The 18,883-nt window shown below is 64.7% G+C and carries 18 protein-coding genes; 3 read left to right on the plus strand and 15 right to left on the minus strand.

Going from position 1 to position 18,883, the window contains the following annotated elements:
- Positions 1–2 precede the first annotated feature (2 nt).
- Positions 3–938 (plus strand): phosphatidate cytidylyltransferase, encoded by a 936-nt coding sequence (locus ACSYG9_RS20960; protein ID WP_440124304.1) that lies wholly within the window; start codon positions 3–5, stop codon positions 936–938.
- A gap of 19 nt (positions 939–957) precedes the next feature.
- The gene (locus ACSYG9_RS20965; RefSeq protein ID WP_440127745.1) at positions 958–1,731 is read left to right on the plus strand and encodes a methyltransferase domain-containing protein; all 774 of its coding nucleotides are present in this window, start codon (positions 958–960) and stop codon (positions 1,729–1,731) included.
- Here ACSYG9_RS20965 and ACSYG9_RS20970 read toward each other — a convergent pair.
- Positions 1,688–2,518, minus strand: coding sequence for an aldolase/citrate lyase family protein (locus tag ACSYG9_RS20970; RefSeq protein WP_440127746.1), 831 nt, complete (start codon positions 2,516–2,518; stop codon positions 1,688–1,690). The two genes, ACSYG9_RS20965 and ACSYG9_RS20970, sit on opposite strands and share 44 nt — an antisense overlap.
- Before the next feature lie 121 nt (positions 2,519–2,639).
- On the opposite strand from ACSYG9_RS20970, the gene rlmN reads away from it, so the two are divergent.
- Positions 2,640–3,749 carry a 23S rRNA (adenine(2503)-C(2))-methyltransferase RlmN gene (gene rlmN / locus ACSYG9_RS20975; RefSeq protein WP_440124305.1) on the plus strand — a complete coding sequence of 370 codons (1,110 nt, stop codon included), beginning with the start codon at positions 2,640–2,642 and terminating at the stop codon, positions 3,747–3,749.
- Here rlmN and ACSYG9_RS20980 read toward each other — a convergent pair.
- The 14 genes from ACSYG9_RS20980 to ACSYG9_RS21045 form a co-directional block, all read right to left on the minus strand.
- Positions 3,746–4,522: an ATP-binding cassette domain-containing protein gene (locus ACSYG9_RS20980; RefSeq protein ID WP_440124306.1), complete on the minus strand. Its 777-nt coding sequence runs from the start codon at positions 4,520–4,522 to the stop codon at positions 3,746–3,748. The two genes, rlmN and ACSYG9_RS20980, sit on opposite strands and share 4 nt — an antisense overlap.
- Entirely contained in the window at positions 4,515–5,288 is a 774-nt protein-coding gene (locus ACSYG9_RS20985) for an ATP-binding cassette domain-containing protein (RefSeq protein ID WP_440124307.1), read from the minus strand. Before ACSYG9_RS20985 ends, ACSYG9_RS20980 begins: the two co-directional genes overlap by 8 nt.
- Entirely contained in the window at positions 5,278–7,293 is a 2,016-nt protein-coding gene (locus tag ACSYG9_RS20990) for an ABC transporter permease subunit (RefSeq protein WP_440124308.1), read from the minus strand. Before ACSYG9_RS20990 ends, ACSYG9_RS20985 begins: the two co-directional genes overlap by 11 nt.
- 65 nt (positions 7,294–7,358) lie before the next feature.
- Complete coding sequence (locus tag ACSYG9_RS20995; RefSeq protein WP_440124309.1) at positions 7,359–8,585, minus strand: ABC transporter substrate-binding protein; 1,227 nt, start codon at positions 8,583–8,585, stop codon at positions 7,359–7,361.
- A gap of 22 nt (positions 8,586–8,607) precedes the next feature.
- Positions 8,608–9,147, minus strand: coding sequence for a carboxymuconolactone decarboxylase family protein (locus ACSYG9_RS21000; protein ID WP_440124310.1), 540 nt, complete (start codon positions 9,145–9,147; stop codon positions 8,608–8,610).
- A 96-nt stretch (positions 9,148–9,243) separates the two neighbouring features.
- Positions 9,244–9,987 (minus strand): SDR family NAD(P)-dependent oxidoreductase, encoded by a 744-nt coding sequence (locus ACSYG9_RS21005; protein WP_454839792.1) that lies wholly within the window; start codon positions 9,985–9,987, stop codon positions 9,244–9,246.
- Positions 9,984–10,811, minus strand: a complete 828-nt coding sequence (locus ACSYG9_RS21010; protein WP_454839794.1) for a TauD/TfdA dioxygenase family protein — start codon at positions 10,809–10,811, stop codon at positions 9,984–9,986. Before ACSYG9_RS21010 ends, ACSYG9_RS21005 begins: the two co-directional genes overlap by 4 nt.
- Positions 10,812–10,836: 25 nt before the next feature.
- Positions 10,837–11,406, minus strand: a complete 570-nt coding sequence (locus ACSYG9_RS21015; RefSeq protein ID WP_454839796.1) for a nuclear transport factor 2 family protein — start codon at positions 11,404–11,406, stop codon at positions 10,837–10,839.
- Positions 11,403–12,338, minus strand: coding sequence for an SDR family NAD(P)-dependent oxidoreductase (locus ACSYG9_RS21020; protein ID WP_440124314.1), 936 nt, complete (start codon positions 12,336–12,338; stop codon positions 11,403–11,405). Before ACSYG9_RS21020 ends, ACSYG9_RS21015 begins: the two co-directional genes overlap by 4 nt.
- Positions 12,339–12,364: 26 nt before the next feature.
- Positions 12,365–12,913, minus strand: coding sequence for a nuclear transport factor 2 family protein (locus tag ACSYG9_RS21025; protein ID WP_440124315.1), 549 nt, complete (start codon positions 12,911–12,913; stop codon positions 12,365–12,367).
- A gap of 2 nt (positions 12,914–12,915) precedes the next feature.
- Positions 12,916–14,349, minus strand: coding sequence for an aldehyde dehydrogenase family protein (locus ACSYG9_RS21030; RefSeq protein ID WP_454839799.1), 1,434 nt, complete (start codon positions 14,347–14,349; stop codon positions 12,916–12,918).
- A gap of 88 nt (positions 14,350–14,437) precedes the next feature.
- Positions 14,438–16,144, minus strand: coding sequence for a thiamine pyrophosphate-binding protein (locus ACSYG9_RS21035; RefSeq protein ID WP_454839801.1), 1,707 nt, complete (start codon positions 16,142–16,144; stop codon positions 14,438–14,440).
- Complete coding sequence (locus ACSYG9_RS21040) at positions 16,134–17,054, minus strand: SDR family NAD(P)-dependent oxidoreductase (RefSeq protein WP_454839803.1); 921 nt, start codon at positions 17,052–17,054, stop codon at positions 16,134–16,136. The genes ACSYG9_RS21035 and ACSYG9_RS21040 overlap by 11 nt, the downstream gene beginning before the upstream one ends.
- On the minus strand, positions 17,051–18,877 hold the full coding sequence (locus ACSYG9_RS21045) for an NAD(P)-binding domain-containing protein (RefSeq protein ID WP_440124319.1): 1,827 nt from the start codon (positions 18,875–18,877) through the stop codon (positions 17,051–17,053). The genes ACSYG9_RS21040 and ACSYG9_RS21045 overlap by 4 nt, the downstream gene beginning before the upstream one ends.
- Positions 18,878–18,883 lie beyond the last annotated feature (6 nt).

The following is an 18,883-nucleotide window of genomic DNA, read 5'->3' on the forward strand; positions in this document are numbered from 1 at the left end:
CGGTGGGCAGAGCCGACGGGTCTCCCGACCCGGAGCTTCCACTCGACGCCGGAGACACCTCCGACGTCGCCGCTGCTGGAGCAGCATCACCGCCCGACACCGCGACAGTGCCCGTCAAGACGTCACGTGCAGGCCGCGACCTCCCTGCTGCAGTAGCGGTGGGGGCCGGTCTCGGCGCGCTCGTCATCGTCATTCTGCTGTTCGCTCCCACAGCCTGGCTCGGTGTGGTTGCGGCCGCGATCGCGATCGCAACGTGGGAAGTCACCAAGCGTCTGCGCGAGGCGAACGTGCTCGTACCGCGCCTTCCGCTGCTGCTCGGTGGCCAGGCAATCATCTGGCTGGGATGGCCCTACGGAACCACCGGTGTCCTCGGAGCATTCGCGGGGACTGTCGTGGTGACCATGCTCTGGAGGCTGTTCGATCACGGACTTACCGCACAGCCGCGCAATTACCTGCGCGACACAGCGGTCGCTGTGTTCACGGTGGCGTGGTTACCGCTGCTGGCGTCCTTTGCAACGCTGATGGTTCTCGAAGACCAGGGTGCCGCACGGGTGTTCTGTCTGATGCTCGTGTGTGTGGCCTCGGACATCGGTGGCTATGCCGCAGGCGTGCTGTTCGGCAAGCACACAATGGCACCCGCGATCAGTCCCAAGAAATCGTGGGAAGGATTCGGTGGATCCCTGGTCGCGTGTGTCGCAGTCGGAATCCTCACCGTCATGTTCCTGCTCGACGGACAGTGGTGGATCGGTGCGGTCCTCGGCGTCGTGCTCGTGTTGACTGCTACAGCCGGTGATCTGATCGAATCACAGGTCAAGCGCGACCTCGGTATCAAGGACATGGGCACACTTCTGCCCGGACACGGTGGCATCATGGACCGGCTCGATTCGATCCTCCCTTCGGCGTTCGTGACCTGGTTGATCCTCACGATCTTCGTCTAGGTCGGTGCTCACAGATCCGATGGACGGACATCGAAGCGACGACAGAGGCGTGATTGCCAGCCCCAACATCTGGCACTGGCCTTCGGTCTACGAGGAGGAGAACCGAGCCCAGGACTCCCACGGCGCCGTGTACACGGCGTTGAGGGAGGACGCCGACTGGGCCGGCTGCGATGTCGTCGACGTCGGCTGCGGTTCCGGGTTCCACCTGCCGATGTTCGCGGAGACGGCCCGGTCGGTGACCGGCGTCGAACCACACCCTCCGCTCGTCGAGTCGGCGCGGCGGAGGGTCTGTCACCTCGACGCGGTCCGAGTCGTGCCGGGATCGGCTGCGCAGCTGCCGTTACCGGACTGCTCGGTGGATCTCGTCCACGCCCGCACCGCGTACTTCTTCGGGCCGGGTTGCGGCGCAGGCATCACCGAGGCCATGCGTGTCCTTCGCCCGGGCGGCGCACTCGCGGTCATCGATCTCGACGCGACAGCGCACCCGTACGGCGAATGGATGCGTGCCGATCTTCCGCACTACCGTCCACGTGCCGTCGAGGCATTCTTCGCCGCCCAGGGATTCTCATTACGCCGAATCGACACCGAATGGAATTTCCCGGACCGTGACACCCTGGGGCGTGTCCTCGGAATCGAGTTCGGTCCGAAGGTTGCGGCGCGCGCGATCCGGGAGACACCCGGGACCACCTTGGCCGTACGCTACCGCCTGCACATCCGGCGTAAGCCGCGCGGTATCGAATTGGGCGGGTTCAGTGCGTCCCCTGCAGATGGAACACGCGGGCGAGTTCCTTGATCTTCTTCGCTCGCGCCAACTTCGGTAGATCGCTCCCGTCCTTGACGCCGTGTCCGTCCTCGCCGAGACGGTCGATGACGGTGTGGGCCCAGCCGATGTCGTCGGTGCTGGGGCTCAGTGCCGCATTCGGGAACCGCGCCCGATCCGGTGTCATACACAGTTTCCCCGTCATGCCCATCGACTGGGTCAGCTGTGCCTCCTGCTCGAGGATCGTGGGATCGTCGGTCAGGGACGGGCCGTCGATCGGTCCGGGGAGTCGCGCGGCTCGGCTCGTGACGACCAGCCGGGAACGCGGATACGCCATGGCAAGGGGTGCCGCACTCATTCCGGTGTCGCGGCGGAAGTCGCCACTGCCGAACACCAGCCGGAACACACCTTCGGCACGGGCGATCTCGGGTGCTGCCTCGAGGCCCATGGCAGATTCGATCAGCACGAGGATCTTGGTGTCGTCCGGCAGTGCGTCGGCCGTGGCGTCCACCTGATGACCACTCTCGACCTTCGCAAGCATGACACCTTCGAGTCCGGGCACACCTGTCAGGGCGTCGACGTCATCGCACCAGTGCGACGTGGTGGCGTCGTTGATGCGCACCCATGCGCTGCCTCCGTCGCGCAGCCACTCGACGACTTCGGTGCGGGCCGCCGCTTTGCCGTCGTCGGCGATCGCGTCCTCGAGGTCGAGTACGACTGCATCGGCCGGGGAGGTCGCGGCAGGATCGAACCGTTCCGGCACATTACCGGGAACGAGGAGCCAGGATCTGGCGTATTCGGGAGCAATACGGGTGGTCATCATCCGATCTTCCCCCTATCGGCGTCCGAATTTCAGGGACGCACGAATTCAGGGGTATCGGGGTCAGTATCACAGTTCAGATCGAACAGCCAGGTCGCAAAGCATGGGAGAATGGATCATTATGGCTTCCTCTCTGCCCCTGGTTTTCGATGCTCCCAAGCGCGGCATGCCCCCGCGGCACCTCGCTGATCTCGATGCAGCGCAGCGACGTGAGGCCGTGAAAGAGCTGGGGCTTCCGGCCTTCCGCGCCGACCAGATCGCCCGCCAGTACTACGGCCGGCTGGAGGCCGATCCGGAGAAGATGACCGATCTCCCCGCGGCCGTGCGCGAGAAGGTGGGAACGGCGCTGTTTCCCCCGCTTCTGTCTGCGGTGAAGCACATCGCGTGCGACGGCGGAGAAACTCGCAAGACGCTGTGGCGCGCGGGTGACGGAACTCTCCTCGAGAGTGTCCTCATGCGCTACCCGGAACGCGCGACCCTGTGCATCTCGAGTCAGGCCGGGTGCGGAATGGCCTGCCCGTTCTGCGCGACGGGGCAGGGCGGCCTCGACCGGAACCTGACCACCGCCGAGATCGTCGATCAAGTTCGGGCGGCCGCAGCGGCACTGCGCGATGGCGACGTCGCCGGTGGTCCGGGTCGACTCTCGAACATCGTGTTCATGGGCATGGGGGAGCCGCTCGCCAACTACAAGCGCGTCGTCGCAGCGGTTCGCCGGATCACCTCGCCCGCACCCGAAGGCTTCGGACTGTCGCAGCGTTCGGTCACGGTCTCGACGGTGGGGCTCGCGCCGGCCATCCGCAAGCTCGCCGACGAGGACCTGCACGTCACCCTCGCGGTATCGCTGCACACCCCCGACGACGAACTCCGCGACACCCTCGTACCGGTCAACAACCGCTGGCCCATCGCCGAAGTTCTCAGTGCTGCCCGGTACTACGCCGACAAGACCGGCCGCCGGGTCTCGATCGAGTACGCGTTGATCCGCGACGTGAACGATCAGCCGTGGCGCGCCGACATGCTGGGCAAGAAGCTGCGCAAGGCCCTCGGCCCGCTCGTGCACGTCAACCTGATCCCGCTCAATCCCACCCCGGGCAGCGAATGGGACGCCAGTCCCAAACCTGTCGAGCGGGAATTCGTCCGCCGCGTCATCGCTCAGGGGGTCTCCTGCACCGTACGCGACACCCGCGGCCAGGAAATCGCCGCAGCCTGCGGGCAGCTTGCCGCGGAGGCCTAGACCATGCTCTGACGGTCCACACCGTCGTGTTCCTCGTCAGCGAATTCGCCGGAACCGAAGTAGGCGGATTCGACCCGATCGCGTTCACGAAGAAGCGCTCCGGCCTCTCCCTCGAGCACGACCCGGCCGTGGTTGAGCACCACTGCCCGGTCGGACACGGCCAGCGCTAGACCCACATGCTGTTCGACGAGCACGACGGCGATCCCTTCTGCGCGTGCCAGGTCGCGGATGGCAGGGAGCATCTGCTCGACGATCATCGGCGCCAATCCCAGACTCAGCTCGTCGACCATGAGCAACCGCGGTTCGGCCAGGAGTGCCACTGCGATCGCGAGCATCTGCTGCTCACCACCGGACAGTAGCCCGACAGTCCTCGATTGCAGGTTCGCCAGGGCCGGGAACCTGTCGAAGACCATGCGTTCGCGGTCCTTGTCGGGCCGACGCCGGGCCAACCGGAGGTGCTCACGCACCGTCATGGAGGAGAAGAGGCCGCGGTCGTCGGGCACGAACCGCATGCCTCTGCGCGCCATTCGGTAGGGCCGCCCGCTGTCGACCGGCTCGCCCAATACGGTCACCCGCCCGTTCATCACGGGGAGCAATCCGGCGAGCGACAGCAGGGTGGTGGTCTTTCCCGCGCCGTTGGGTCCCAGAATCGAGAGTACTTCCCCGGCCGTGACCGCGAGGTTCACGTCGGTGACCGCGACGACGCCGTTGTATCCGGCTGTCAAGGACTTTGCGGTGAGCACCGGGCCTTCGGTGGGGCCAGCGTCAGCCATGGGCGGTCTCCATCGGTGCGCCCAGATATGCAGCGATCACGGCGGGATCCTTTCTGGCTTGCTCGGGAGTTCCCGAGAAAATGACCTTGCCGAACTCGAGGACACAGATGCGATCGCATACGCCCAAAACCAGAGACATGTCATGGTCGATCAGCAGCGCACCAGGCCCATCCTGTACCACCGCCCGGATGCGCTCTGCGAACTCGACACTCTCCTGACTGTCGAGCCCCGCAGCGGGCTCGTCCAGCAGAAGGACACGACAATTTCCGACGAGTGCCCGCGCGACACCGACGAGTTTCTGTTGCCCGAGCGTGAGATCCCGTGCGAGGGTGTTCCCGACGTCGCCGAGCCCGACCGCTCGCAGCGTTGCGTCCACGACCTCGTTGCTGCCACCCCTCCGACGCCCGACCAGGTCGCGCCACAGCGTCGCGACACCGCCCGGCCGCATTGCCGCGACGACATTCTGGTTCACGCTCAGGTTCGGGAAGAGCTCGCCCGACTGCCACGTGCGCGAAAGGCCCGTGCGACGACGCTGATGTGGCGGGAGACCGTTCATCGGTGTGTCGTCGAGGGTGATCGTTCCGTCGTAGTCGATGAATCCGGTGACCGCGTCGACGAACGTCGTCTTACCGGCGCCGTTCGGTCCGATCAGGCCGACGATCTCGCCTGGGTGGACCTCCAGCGTCACATTCTCGTTCGCCACGACACCGCCGTAGCGCACGGTGATGCCCCTGGCCGACAAGCCGCCCTGTACGTCATCGGACATCTGCCACCGCCACCTTCCCGTGGTCCACCTTGTCGCCGGTTTCGGAGACCGTAGAATCTGTTGCGGGCGCAGGGCCGTGCAGCCTGGCACGTAGCAGTGCGCTGAGTCTGCCTGCCTCGCCGGCGATTCCGATCGGATTCATGATCGCAGTGATGATCAGCGCGATACCGGAGATCAGAGCGTAGTAATCGCCCAGCTCGAAGACGTTGTGCACCAGCACGTAGACGATCCCCAGCGGACCGATGACACCCGCGATCGCCGCACCACTGAAAGAGGTGATGCCGCCGAGATAGGCGACCGCCAGCACCTGCAGCCCGACGAACACGGTGAACGACTCGGCCGAGAGCTGGCCGGCGCTGAATCCGATGAGGCAGCCGGCGACTCCGGCGATGAACGCGGACAGTCCGAACCCGACGAGTTTGGTCAGCCGAACGTCGATCCCGGCGGCCGCGGCGGCCCGCTCGTTTGCCCGTACCGCGAGGAAGGTGCGTCCGGTGTCGCCCGAGGCGATCCGGATGAATGCCCACACGACGATCGCCGCGACGATCAGGACCGTGAACGAGAACGACAGTCGTGCGATGTCGCTGCCCTCGCGTACCCCGAGGTTCAGACCGAACAGTGTGGGATTCGCGATCGGATTCCCCGACGGCGGCGTGAGACTGTAGTTGTTGAAGATGAACCGCTCGATCGCCAGTGCTGCAGCGATGGTGACGATGGCCAGCTGCGCACCACGAATCCGGAAGGCAGGTAATGCGACCAGCATGCCGAGCAGAGCGGCCACGAGCGAGCAGAAGACAAGCGCAATCGGGAACGGCATGTTCCAGTTCGTCGTCACCTTCGAGAGCGTGAACCCCGCCGCACCGGCGAACGCCGCCTGAGCCAGTGAGATCTGGCCGAGGTAGCCGGTGATGACCACGTACGACAGCGCCAACAACATCAGGATGATCGAGTACGTCAGACCGAACCGATAGGTACCGGACGACACCGCGAGGAGTACACCGGTCGCCACGATCACGAGCGCGGCAGGGATCGGACGGAAACGAGGTATCGCCACGTCCGGCAGCTTGATGGTCTGCAGCGACCCACGCGAGGGCAATCGTCCGCCGAAGACGAACAATACGACGATGACCACGAAGAACGGCACCACCTGGTCGACGCCGGACTGCGCCCACGTGGGCCACCAATTCTCACCTGCGAGCAGGTTGAGCACCGACTGGAATGCCCCGAGCACCAGCGACGCGATCACGATCGTCGCGACAGACTGCATCCGCGCGACCAGGAGCACCGCGAGCGCCGGCACGACGAGCAGGGAATAGTTCAGCGGGTTGAGGCCCGTCAGGGATGCCCCGAGCAGGACACCGACCGTGCTCACCACCGAGGCCATGACCATCGCGATCGCTGCGAGCCGATCCGGTGAGAACCCCAGAAGTGTGGCGCCCCGCTCGTTCTCGGCTGCCGCACGAGTTGCTGCGCCGGCTCTGGTGAAGCGGAAATAGGACCATACCAGCACCGAGAACACCGCCATGATCGCGACCATGACGACCTCCGCCGACGACACCGAGATGCCGAACAGCGTGATCGATCCGGAGGGGATCATCGATTCGATCGGGATGCTGTTCGGCCCGAATCTGATGACCACCAGCGCTTGGATAGTGAGCATCAGCGCTACGGAGACCACCACCTGCGCCAGAGCCGGTGCACGTCGTACCGGCCTGAACACCACGTAGTGGGTCACCACCCCGAGCAGGACCGCCATCACCAGTCCGAATGCCAGGGCAACAGGTACCGACGGTGCCTCGTCGAACTCGATACTGCCGATCGGCAGGACCAGGGTGCCGTCGATGAGCAACTGCGCGTAGACGTACGCGCCCCACATGGCGGTCGCACCTTGCGCGAAGTTGATGATCCCCGTCGAGCGATAGACGAGGAGCAATCCGTTGGCGAGGCCGATATACACCGCGGCGAGGCCGAACCCCAGGACGATGAACTGCAGATACGTGCTCATGCGCTACTCCGTTGCGTGTATGTCGTCAACGAGGTCGAACGGCCTCCTTGAACACCGTGGTGCTGTCAGGAGGTGGGCATCAGCGAAGGATCGAGATCGATGTATCCGGCTTCCTCCACCGACCGGAGAGTTCCGTCATCCTGCACCTCGAAGAAAATTGCCTGCGCGTTGCACGTGGTAGCCACACCGGGCCACTGCTGCCCGTCGCATGTCACGGTCGGTCCGGCGAAGGTCGGGAAATCCTTCAGGCCCTTGAACGTGTCGGTGACGGTGGCCGCGGTGATCTCCTCCGAGCCGGAGAGGATCTCCGCGATATTGACCAGGGCCGCGAATGTGTAGATCGAGCGCGAGGAGAGTTCGTCGCCGTACCCGACCGCATCCATGGACTCCGCGAAGATGTCCAGCTGTTCCTGGACCTCCGCGGGCGCGGCATCCTTGGCGAGAGGCACCCACAGCCGAGGTTGGGTGACGATGCCTGCGGCGTCGGCTCCCATCTCGTCGATGAATTGCGAGCATGATCCCGCCAGGATCGTGTCGTCGTAACCCTGCCGGCGCAGCGCCTGGAACAGGCCGGTGCAGCCGTCCTCAGGAAGGGCGATGACGCCGGCCATGTCAGGTTCATCCGAGAGCTGCGTTGCCGCCACGACATTCAAGTTTGCTCCCGACGCGGGAGGGTACTGGACCTTGACGTCGATCCCCATCTTGTCGGCGATCGGCATGATCAGATCGTCGACGTACGCGTGGGAAGTGGGCGACTCGTTCACGGCGAGCGAAGCCTTCGTTTTTCCCATGGTGTCGAGTACGGACATGCTCGAGAGCGCAGCGAAAGACACCGGCCCGGTGAAGTAGAACGCTTGCCCGTATTCGGCGGAATCCGCGACGAATGATCCCGCGAGCGTACCGACGATAGGGATTTGCGCCGACGCCAGAATCGGCACCGCCGCACCCATACTCTGGTCGACCGCGTCGATCACGAGCGGCAGACCCTTCGAGACGAAGCCGTTGGCGCAGCTGATCGCGGTCTCGGGACTGCCGTCGCCCCCGCACACATCGACTTCGAGAGGACGCCCGTCGATACCTCCGAGCATCTCGTTGACATAGTGCACGCCGGCTTCGAGACCGTACGCGGTCTGCGGATACGCGGACGCCCCTTTGATCGGGGCCAGCGCGCCGATGACGATCGGGTCGCCGGTGGGAGTGGCTCCGGCGCTGTCGTCTCCGCCGTCGGAGCTGCATGCCGACAAGGCAAGTGCAGCAATCGCAGCGATGACGCCGACATGTCGCTTCTTCACGGGTACGTCCCACTTTCTCGAATCAATCGCGGGAGGAAACAGGATGGTTGGGCAGATACGGAACGAGGCCGGGTTCGGGTCGGACCCCGAACGAGCGCAGCGCGGTCGCGAGCATCGAGTAGCAGCCCACGGTGAACACGACATCCATCAGCTGCTGACGGTCGAACTCGCCCGCGAGCACAGCCCACGTATCGTCGCCGATCGCGCCGTCGCCGATCAGCTCGTCGGTGGCGGTCAGCAGTGCCCGCTCGATCGGCGGCCAGCCGTCTGTGTCGGGTCCTTCTTCGATGCGGGCGATCTCGTCGGCGGTGATGCCTGCTCGCTCGGCGAGGATGACGTGCTGGGCCCATTCGTACTCCGCGCGGCGGAGGTGAGCGATGCGAAGAACGAGAAGTTCCCGGTGCCGGACCGACAGGGTGGAGTGGGCCAGCAGGTGCCGGTTGAAACTCAGGAACGCCATCGCCAGCGAAGGATGCTGTGCCAGGGTACCGAGCAGATTCGTGCCCGGCTGCCTGTTGTCTTCGTCGGTGGCGCTCGCTACGGCCGATCGGAAACCGCTCATGTACGTTGCGATCTCCTCGGTCCAATCGTTTTCGGGGAGAGGTGGTATCCGGGGCATGATGCGTGTCCTCGAGTTCGTGGGTGAGCGGCGGACAGGTCAGGTGTTGCGTCCGCCGTTGACGCCGATCATCTGCCCGGTGATGTAGCCGGCTTCGTCGCTCACCAGGAACGCACATGTAGCGGCGATTTCCTCGGGCTGCCCGATCCTGCCCACCGGCGTCCTGGCGGTCTGCAGATCGAGGTCGACGAAGCCCTTGGCGACGGTGCTGCGCAACATCGGGGTATCGATGAAGCCCGGCGGAATCGTATTGACCGTAATCCCGTGCTTGCCGAATTCGAGCGCCAGACTCTTCGTGAGACCGACAACGCCCGACTTGGCGGACACGTAGGGGGACAGACCGGGGGAGCCACTGTGCACACTCGACGAGGAAATGTTGACGATGCGCCCCCACCCCTCGTCGATCATGTCCGGGAGTACGAGTTGGCAGCAGTCGAAGGTCGCGGTGAGGTTCACGGCGAGCGATCTCTGCCACGCGTCGGCGGTGATGTCCAGAAACGGGGACGGGATCGACATCCCGGCGTTGTTGACCAGGACCGTCGGGCGAGTCAGCCGTGCTCGCACGTCGTCGACAGCCGTCTCGAGTGCATCGCGATCGGTGACGTCTACCTGCAGACCGAGTGCCTTGCCGCCTGCGCCGGCGATCGATACGGCGACGGACTCTGCTGCGCCGCCGTCGATATCGAAGATCGCCACCAGGTTGCCGTCGGCAGCGAGACGCCGGGCGATGGCCTCACCGATTCCGGACGCCGCGCCCGTCACGATAGCGGTGCGATCACTCATTTGATCGCCTCGGTACCGAGGAGGGTCGAACGGTGCATCCTGCGGGGCTTCTCGCGATCGAAAGCACAGGCCCGGTGCGCGAGCCCGGTGTTGTCCCAGATCACCGTGTCGCCGACCGACCAGGTGTGTCGATACACCAGATCCGGTGCGGTGGCACGATTCTCGAGATCACGTAGCAACGCTCGACCTTCGTCGATGTCCATCCCGACGATGTGGGAAGCAGTCGCGCCGAACACCAGTGACCGCCGGCCGGATTCGTGCTCCCACACGAGGGGAAGTTCACGCACGGCGCGCGATGCCCATTCCGTCAACTGGTCATCGGTCGGGTTCGGATATGTCAGGCGCTGAATGGCCTCGAACGTGTGAACCACCCGGAGCGTGCCGAAATACTCCTTCTCTTCGTCGGAAAGAGCTTCGTAGGCGGCGTAGGTGCTCGCAAATTCGGTCTCACCACCCTGCTCCGCTGTGACGTGCGCGGTCAGAACCGACGCCTTTGCCGGGATGGCGTCAAGAGCGCCGTCGATATGCCAATAGTCGTTGCTGGCGAAATACTCCTTGTTCGGGTTGTCGGGCTCGAAGCTGATCTCCATGATTTCCGGGATACGGTACTTGGGGAACAGCGCGAGCTCACCCAACCTCCGGCAGAACTCGACTTGAGCAGGATCGTCGATGTGCAGGTCGCGGAACAATATGACGCTGTGCTCTTCGAGCAGGTCGAGTAGTGCTGCGGGGAGCCCGTCCTCGGTCAGCAGGCGATCGACGTCGACCCCCGTCACTTCCACACCGACGAGGTCGCCGAGCTTCTTGGTGGCAAGCGTGTGCATGTGGTCTCTCCTCGAGGGGCCCGCGTCAACTCGGGACGTTCGGCTGTCGGACGTTGGTGAGTGGGCGGGTGTAGGACGGATCTGTCGTGGTGCGGGAGGGTGCACCGTTGGCGAAGACGTCGGGGACATCCGCGAAGGGAATGTCCATCGAGGGAACCATCCCCGACCATTCGATGATGTTGGTGCGAAGGGCTATCCGCCACTCGCCGTCGCGGCGTTCGAGGCGGTCGATGTACCGTCCGCCCGCAATCCAGTTGCTGTCGTCGACGTTCCGGGCTGCGAACAGGTAATACGTTTCGGTATGGGCGGTATCGCCGTCGAGGTCGCAGGTGTGGTTCAGCAGATTGTGGTGTGTGGCCTTCTGCCCCTGCGCGTGCATCGCGGTGGACCAGTCGTAGAGGTCGACAGGGCCACCGACGAAACTACCTGCCGCGATCGTCGCGTCGGTGTGGAAGGCGGAGAGGAACAGGTCGCGATCGAATCGGTCCATTGCCCGGCTGAAGCGGGTCAGCGTATCGAGGATCTCCTGGCGATCCAGAAGGGCCTCGAGCTTGGCGACCCTGTCGGACGAGAGAGATGCCACCGGCGTGCTCATGATGTGCTCCGTTGCAGTGAGGAGGAAGGGGAGGGGGCCGGCCCGACACCGAGCCTTGAACTTTCCGCTCCCGCGATCGGAGACCAGATCGGTTCGCCGCGGGTCGATCGAAGTGAGGGGATCTCGCGGCCGTCGATATCTGTGACGCCGTACTCCTCCGCCAGCTCGGCGGTGATGAAGGTGCCGCCCGAGCGGTTCATGATTGCGGGATCCTGTGCGAGAGCGGCGATGACGCGACCGGCGAACTCCGGTGAGCAGCCGTTCTCGGGGCGGGTGGCAGCGCCCTCCGTGAGTCCGGGGATGACCGCCAGGTTCCGCTCGGCGCGCTCCGTGAAGGTCAGGCCCTGCCAGATCGACACGGATGCGACGTCGTACGGTTGCAACTCGACGGCCATGTCGCGTGCCATTCGATCCACCGCGGACTTGGCCATCCCGAAGAGGACGCCGTAGGTGTACGCCACGCCGGTGTACCCGGAGACGGCCACGATGAGTCCCGACTTCTGCGGCGCCATGATCATGGCAGCGTGCCGCGCCGCCACGAAGTTCGATCGCACACCGACATCCACCATCTCCCAATTCGACAGCGGCTTCTCCCAGAACGGCTCGGGATCGGTCAGGTCGTCGGGGAGGGAGAATGCGTTGTTGACCAGGATGTCGAGGCGGCCCTGCTCGAGTTCGATGCGCTCGAAGAGCGCGGCCACCTGTTCGTCGTTCGCGTGATCGACCTGGACCGCAACACCGTTGCCTCCGCGACGATCGCACTCCGAGGCGGTGTCGCCGACGGTGCCGGGGAGTGGGTGCGAGCCGGGCGTCACCGTGCGTCCGGTGACGTAGACCGTGGCGCCGTGCCCCGCGAGTGCCAGCGCGATGCCCTTGCCGATTCCGCGGCTCGCGCCGGTGACGACAGCAACTTTGCCCGAGAGCGCACCCATCCGAACTTCCTCCTGCGTCCAGTCGATTACTTGTGTGTGGCGAGGGGGCCCGCGCCGAAGAAGGTCTCGCTGTGATCACCGGTGGCCTTACCTGGGAAGTGGTCACCGCTGAACGGGGTGCCCATGAGGCCCTGCGACCAATCCACGGACACCCCTTCGTCGCGAGACCAGTCGTAGAGCATGGTGCGCTCCGCGATCCGCCACTGTCCGTCGCGCGCTGCCAACCGGTCGAGGTAGCGCCCGCCGAGCACCGTGTCGCGCTCTTCGGTTCCCAAGTCGACGCGGTGGTACGCGGTGACATGGGTTTCGGCCAGGGCGGTGTTGCCGTGCAGTTCGATGTGTGTCTGGCCGAGCAAGTGCTGGGTGACCAGTACGGCGGGGGAGCCCGGAACGACCCACGCGAGGTAGTCGTCGAAGGTGCCGGCGAAGATCCCGAAATCCACGACGGCGTCGGGCCAGAACGAAGAACTGACCGCCTTACCGTCGCGGCGGTCCTCCCCCCGCGCGAGGCGTACGATGCATGCTCGGATCTCGTGATGCGCGAGGAGAACCCCCATGTCGGCGGCGGTACCCATGCCTAGCTGCCGTCCTCGGACGAGTAACCGAGAATGCCCTTGATCTCGAGGTAGTCGTCGAAACCGAACTCGCCCCACTCACGCCCGTTTCCGCTCTTCTTGTAGCCCCCGAAGGGTGCCTCGAAGTCGAACGCGTCATTGATCGCAATGTTTCCGGCGCGGATCCGTCGCGCTACATTGCGGGCCTGCTCGAGATCCGCACCCGCTACGAATCCGGCCAGTCCGTAGTCGGTGTCGTTGGCGATCTCGATAGCGTGGTCGATGCTGTCGTAGCCGAGAATCGTGAGGACCGGGCCGAAGATCTCCTCGCGGGCGATCGTCATGTCGTTCTTGACATCGGCGAAAACGGTGGGCTGCACGAAGTAGCCGGCAGTCAGGTCCTCGGGTCGCCCGACACCACCGGTCACGAGGTTCGCCCCCTCGTCGATGCCCTTCTGGATCAGACCCTGAACCTTCTCGAACTGGGCTTTCGACACGACGGGACCCATCGCGGCATCCCCGGCCGGGTCGCCCACGGTCACCTGCGATGCCGCCTCGCGTGCTGCGGCGATGGCTTCCTCCATGCGTTCCCCAGGGACCAGCATTCGCGAAGGAGCACTGCAGGTCTGGCCCGAGTTCATCATCATCGTTGCGACACCCTTGCCGACGTTCTCAGCGAGGTCGGCGTCGTCGAGGATGATGTTCGGGCCTTTTCCGCCCAGCTCCTGAGTGACTCGCTTGACCCCGGCAGCGGCATTGGCCGCGACGTCGATGCCCGCGCGCGTCGACCCGGTGAACGACACCATGTCGACATCCGGATGCCCGGAGAGAGCACGACCGACACCGGGGCCGTCGCCCTGGACGAGGTTGAAGACACCTGCGGGAACGCCGGCCTCGTCGAGAATCTCGGCGAAGATCTGGCCGTTGAAGGGTGACTGCTCCGACGGTTTGAGCACCATCGTGCAGCCGGTGGCAAGGGCGGGGAACACCTTCACCGAGATGAGGCTGATCGGCCAGTTCCACGGTGTGATCAGACCGCACACCCCGATGGGTTCCTTGACGACGAGGCTACCGCCGCGCTGCTCCTCGAAAACGAAGTTCCGGAGCACCTCGATCGCGGTGGTGAGATGCCCGAGGCCGAGATTGACCTGGAAGCCGCTCGCCAGTGCGGCGGGTGCGCCCATTTCCTCGGTCAGTGCGGCAGCGATGTCGCCCATCCGGCGCTGGTACACGTCGAGGATCTTCTCGAGCAGTGCGAGTCGCTCCTCGCGGCTCGTCGCCGACCACGCAGGGAAGGCGCGTCGCGCGGCGGCGACGGCCTTGTCGACGTCTGCCGACGACCCGAGAGACACCGTACCCGCGACCTCTTCGGTCGCCGGATTGATGACCTCGAAGGTGCTGGATTGGGCCGGATCGGTCCACTGTCCGTCGATGTAGAACTTCACATACTCACGCATGGCTACCCGGTTCTCTCGTCTGGTCCTGTACGAATGTCACTGTCGGCCTTCGGCGTGCTGTATCACTGCCGGCCTTCGGCGTGCTGTATCACTGTTGGCCTTCGGCGTACCAGGTGCGGAATTCGTCGTAGCTCGGCATTTCTTCCGAGTTCGCCTTGGGATCGACGGCGACGTGGATGACACCCGGCCTACCGCTCGCATATGCGCGTTTGATGGCAGGTGCGATGTCCTCGTCGCGCTCGACGTACTCGCCGTAGCAGCCGAAGCCTTCCGCAACCTTGTCGAGGCGGGTTTCCTTGCTCCAATGGACACCTGTCTCGAGCGAGTCGTGACCGAAGGTGCGCTTGTAGACACCGACTTCGAGGCCCCAGGCGTAGTCGACACCGACGACACAGACGAGGGGAAGACCCACCCGCGCGGCCGTCTCCAATTCGGCGATGTGGAACTGGAACGACGAGTCGCCGGTGATCAGCATCATCGGGCGCTTACCGCCGGCAGCGACACCGGCGCCGACAGCGTAGGGGAGACCGGTCCCGAGGTGCCCGAAGTTCTGGTTCCACATCACGTCGTGCGGCTTCGCCTGCGAGTACGTCCAGCCGAAGATCGTCGTCGCGCCACCGTCGCGGACCATGATGCCGTCTGCGGGAAACGCCTTCGTGGCCTCGACGATCAGGCGAGCCGGATGCACAGGCGACATCCCGGACGGTGCGGCCTCGGCGAGTTCGGCGAGCTGTTCGGCCTCCTGTTTGATCCAGCCCTCGAGTTCGGGGGTCGCGGTACGCGGAGAATCCTTCAGCGCGTCGACGAGCTGCGGGACGATCGCCCGCAGATCACCGACCAGCGGAACATCGATCGGGCGGTTGACGCCGATGGACGTCGGATCCTGCTCGATGAGGATCCAGTTGCGGTTTGCTTCGTTCGCGACCCAGTGCCGACCTCGTCCGAAGTGGACGGGCTCGCCGAGTTCGGTGCCGATGGCGAGGCACAGGTCGGAGTTGACGACGGCATCGATGGATGCTGCCGAGAAACCGTATGGGAAGGTGCGATCCTCGAGGCCTTCGATGAAGGACGTGCCGCCGGATGTCTGGATGACCGGGCATGCCATGAGGTCGGCAAGCTCCTTGACGGACGCGCCCGCTCGGGAGGTGTGCACGCCGTGGCCGATGAGGAGGACAGGTTGTCTTGCGGCCCCGATCAATTCGGCTGCCTTGGCGACCAGATCGGCTCCGGCGGTCTGGCCCACGAGGCGGTACTTCTCGGGCGGGAGAACGGGGGGAGCGTCGATCTCCTCGAGGATGACGTTCTGCGGGTACTCGATGTAGACCGGCCCGGGAGTACCGGACAGTGCCTTCCGCAGGCCCTCACGGATGATCTCGTCGGTCTGCTCGGGATACTCGATGCTCGCGTGGTACTTCACGGAATTCTCGACGAGCGCCATCTGCTGCACGAACTGGATCCGGCCACGCCGAACACGCTGCTCGGTGATGCGGGCGCGCTGGCCACCGAGGAAGATCACCGGCGAGTTCTCGACCTTGGCGCACATGATCGCGCCGGACAGATTCGCGAGACCGGGGCCGAGCGTACCGATGCACACCGCCGCTTTGCCGGTCATGCGGGAGACGGCCTCCGCCATGAATCCGGCGGACTCCTCGTGGTGAGGAGCCACCACAGTCCAGCCGCGTTCCTCCGCGAGGCGGAACAGATGAACGAAGTTCGGATCCGGAATGCCGAAGAGTGTGTTGATTCCCTCGGCTTCGAAGAGATCCAGAATTCGTTCGTAGACCTTAACCGACATGTCCAGTGCCCTCCATGGCTAGCGCAAAGCTTTTCGTTATGTGGTCGACGTGGCCCGACACTGCGGGCAGAATCCACGGGTCGCTCGGATCGCGGATGACATCGATGTTGTCGGCGACCTCGTCGATCGACCAGGACGGGCGATACACGCCCGGGGTCTCGGCGATGTAGACCTTCGCGACCCGGCCGGCGATGGCAGCGAACATTTCGCCGGTGACCGAGCATGATTCGTGCGCGAGCCATCCGACGACCGGCGCCGCGAGTTCCGGACCCATGGGTGGGTAAGCAGAGGTGTCGAGTCCTTCGGCCAGTCTGGTCAGCGCGGCGGGAACGATCACATTGGACCGGACCCCGTGATTTGCCCCTTCGATCGCGGCTACATTGGACAGCCCGATCATCCCGGCCTTCGACGCCGCGTAGTTGGCGACGTTCGCGTTGCCGTAGATACCCCCGATCGACGAGGTCAGCACGATCCGGCCGTACCCGGCTTCACACATCAGCGGAAATGCCGGGCGGACGACGTGGAATGCGCCTCGCAGGTGGACGTCGAGTACCGCGTCGAAATCCTCGTACGACATCTCCGACAACGACGCGTAGCGATTGTTGCCCGCATTGTGGATGAGGATGTCGATGCGGCCGTAGCTGTCGAGGGCAGTCGCGATGATTGCCCGGCCGCCCTCGGCGGTCGCGACGGATTCGACGCACGCAACCGCCTCGCCGCCGGCGGCCCGGATCTCCCGGACCACATTCTCGGCCGGACCGGCGTCGAGGTTTTCTCCGTTGATCGCGGCCCCGGAGTCGTTGACCACGACCTTCGCCCCGAGCGATGCGAGCAGCAGTGCGTAGTCGCGTCCCAGCCCTCGTCCGGCGCCGGTGACGACGGCGACGCGGTCGTCGAATCGGTATGTCACTTCTCGAGCACCAGCCCTTCCAGTTCGCCCGTGTCGCGCCACGCCTGGAGCAGGTCGCTCAGTTCGTAGAAACCGCCCCAGTAGGGCTCCCCCAGGAAGGATCGGCCGTTCGGTTCGCCCTCGCTGTTGTAGTAGCCGGGGGTGCATTCCGAGACGAATCGGCTGTTGTCGACCGTGTTGTCGCGGATGGTCTGGATCCAGGACTCTTCGGCTTCGGCCGTGGGTTCGACGCGCGTGGCTCCGCGGGTCAGCGCTTCTTTCACGATGTAGGAGATGTGATCGGCCTGCTGCTCGAACATCAAGGTGGTGGCCGCGGTCACGCCGCCCTGTACGAATCCCGTGGCGAAATGGTTGGGGAAGCCGTGCGCCATGATGCCGTGCAGCGTGCGGAAGCCCTTGCCCCAGTGGTCGTAGAGGGAGACACCGTCGTGGCCGGCGAACGGCTTGATGTCGAACTGGCGCTCGAGGGAGGTGGTGATCTCGAAACCGCTCGCGAAGATGATGCAGTCGAACTCGTGCTCGACACCCCCCACGATGATGCCCTTCTCGGTGATGCGTTCGACGCCTTGCGTGTCGGATACGTCGACGAGCGTGACGTTGGGCCGGTTGAACGTGGGCAGGTACTCGTCGTTGAACACCGGCCGCTTGCACATGTTGCGGTAATACGGTTTGAGTTTTTCTGCCGTCTCGGGGTCTTCGACGATCGATTCGACCCGCTGGCGCAGCCGTTCCATCGCCCGGTAGTCTTCGATCTCCTTGAGCTCCAAGAACTTCTCGGGGTCGGCGAGGGCGGCCCAGCCGTTCGTCTCGTTGAGCTTCGCGGCGAGGTTTCGGGACACCTCGGTCCAGCCGTCGCAGATGAGGTCCGGTTCGCCCGGGCTGTAGAACGCGAAAGCCGCATTGTGGAAGTTGCGCTGCCGCGCGTCGCGCCACCCGGGTTCGAGGGACTTCACCCATTCGGGATCGGTCGGATAGTTGGCGCGTTCGAAGATGTACGAGGGTGTGCGCTGGAAGACCGTCAGGTGCTGGGCGCCGCGTGCCAGGTGGGGGATCGCCTGGACCGCTGTCGAACCTGTTCCGATGATGGCAATCCGCTTGTCGCCGATCTTGTCCAGGCTGCCGTGGAGATCGCCGCCGGTGTAGTCGTAGTCCCAGCGGGCGGTGTGGAAGGTGTGTCCCTTGAAATCCGAGATACCGGGTATGCCGGGGAGTTTCGGCTTGTTGTAGGGGCCTTGGGCCATGATGATGAACCGGGCGCGGAGTTCGTCGCCGCGGTTCGTGCCGATGCGCCAGCGGTCGATCTCCTCGTCCCACTCGAGTGACTCGATCAGGGTGTGGAAGAGCGCATGATCGTAGAACCCGAACTGTTCACCGATGCGCTGAGCATGCTCGAAGCACTCGTCGCCTTTGGAGAATTTCTCCTTCGGCATGTATCCCGTCTCTTCGAGAAGCGGAAGATAGCAGTAGGCGTCCGAGTCGATCTGGATTCCCGGGTACCGATTCCAGTACCACACGCCCCCGAAGTCGCCGCCCAATTCGACGATTCGGAAGTCGGTGACACCTGCTTGCTGGAGTCGGTGTGCGGCAATGAGACCGCAGAATCCGCCCCCGAGGATCACCACGTCGATCTCGTCGGTGAGGGGTTCACGAGGCGTCACTGGGAGATGCGGATCCGCCGCGTAGAAATCATCGGACCCGTGGCCGGTCTCGATGTACTGCTGCTGGCCGTCGGAGCGAAGACGCTTGTCTCGCTCGAGAAGGTATTTCTGCCGTAAGGCTTCCTGGTCGACGTCGGGCGTCTGCGTAGGCGCGCAGTTCTGCATGTGAGT

The organism is Rhodococcus sp. SJ-2 (genome assembly GCF_053750035.1).